The following is a 1841-nucleotide window of genomic DNA, read 5'->3' as shown; positions in this document are numbered from 1 at the left end:
GTTAAAAAAAGTACCGTACCAAAAATAAACGTTGTCATATCAAGGGTTCAGTACAGTTAGTACAGTTAGTACAGTTTTTTTTGTTGTTTTATACTACGCACCTTTTTTTAGTTTATTTTTGATATTTTATTTTTTATTTTTATATATTATATATTTAAGTGTACTAAGAGTACTAAGTGTACTAAAGTATTGATATGAAAGCATTTATAACTCTGGTATACCGTACTAGACCCGTACTATTTTAAATTCTTTCATATCCACGTTCTTTTTTGTCTTTCTCTAGATTCTCTTTTTCCCCTCTACCATTATTATAGGCATCAAAATGCCAAGGGTTTGAAACTAAGTGAGGGTTAAAATCACCAAAAAATACTTTCCCTTTGGGTATGGTTACCTTTTTTGGTTTAAATGTTTTAGGTAAAATTTGTTTTATTTGCTTATGTAAAGCAATTTCATTTAAAAAGTAATTTTTGTTTTGGTGTTGTTTGCAATATGCTTTAAAACACTCAAAAACATAGCCATTAGGAACGTATCTACACTTGATAACATCATCATTGAAAAACCTATCTACAAAGTCAGCCACTGGATTATTTTCTTTGTACGCTTCATCAAGAAAGCTTACTGATTTTTGAGGTTCAACATCTTTAAAAGGTGTTTCAATGGCAAGCTTAACAAAATACTCTAATACTTGCTTGCGACTTACATAGTCGTTTTTTATTCGTTTGTCTGGTTTTCCTTTAAGTTCGCTAAACGATAGCACCCTAAAGCGTCTATTAATAGCTTTTTTATCTGCATTCATTCTAGGGAAGCCATTAGATGACTGAACAACAGTCATTTTTAAACGTGTTGTGTAAGGTCGTTTTCCCTTGTCCTCTATTTTTATTGGGTCGCCAGTTGCTAAACTAAAAACAATAGATGTATCTTTAATAACTACGTCTTTCTGAATATCGTCACCGATAACCACTGATTTTCCGATAAGAATAGACGTGTCAAAACGCCCAGCGGTGGCATCAATTTTAAAACTGGCTATGTTTTCAGCTCCTACTAAGTTTTCTAGCAAAGTTTGGAACGTTCCTTTTCCAGTTCCCCCCTCACCATAAAGCCAGAAAATATTCTCTAAGGTTTTGCCCGTGATTGTTGCCCTAATGATTTGTATAGCTAAGTCGTAACTCTCTTTGTCATTATTAAAAAGTCCTTTTAGCCATTCTGTGGGTTTCCAGCCATTGATGATTGGTTCTTCTGCATTGGGATTGTACCCTACTTTTACTTTTCTGGTTACGATAATATAGGGGTCAAACTGAAAAAATTCGCCCGTGTTATTGTTGTAAAGCTCGTTCCCCACGACTACAAAATTATCCTGTTTATCTTTCAAAGGAACGCTATGAGATATTTTATAAAGTGCATCATTAGATTGTCTTTCTGTAATATTCGGGTGGATAGTTACCAAAAGGTCTTGTAAAAACTCGTTATCCTCTGAGTAAACCCCACTATCTGGGTCGTAAAAAAATAATGGCGCTCTTTGTCCTTTCCTCTCGGGTCTAATTCGTACAAAGCGGATATATCTTTTTAAAAAGTCCGCACAACGCAGTGAAGTTGTGGGGACTACTTCCTTTTTAGCCTTTTCCCCCAGCTTAATTGCATCCGCCTCTACTTTTTTTCGTCTTAATTCCCCATTATTCTCGTCTTCTTCTGCTTCTGCTAGCTTAAGTAACGCATCAGGGCTATTCATGTAAGTCTCGTAAGCTTTTTGATATGCTATTTCTTTCTTTTTTTCTAAAATGCTTATAAACTGTTCTCTAATACCCTTGAACGTTTTTAGATAGCCATCTTCATCAAATAAAGAT

Annotated in this window: 1 protein-coding gene; it reads right to left on the bottom strand. The window is 34.4% G+C overall.

The genetic code is table 11. The features are described 5' to 3' along the window. Positions 1-241 precede the first annotated feature (241 nt). Positions 242-1841 (bottom strand): phage/plasmid primase, P4 family (locus O0J15_RS20915; RefSeq protein WP_308306262.1); only part of this gene is annotated, 1600 nt, incomplete at its 5' end.

It is taken from the genome of Stenotrophomonas sp. Sm10, assembly GCF_030985515.1.
GTDB lineage: Bacteria > Pseudomonadota > Gammaproteobacteria > Xanthomonadales > Xanthomonadaceae > Stenotrophomonas > Stenotrophomonas hibiscicola.
The sequence above is the reverse complement of the archived record's forward strand: the minus strand, read 5'-3'. Positions and strand labels throughout refer to the sequence as shown.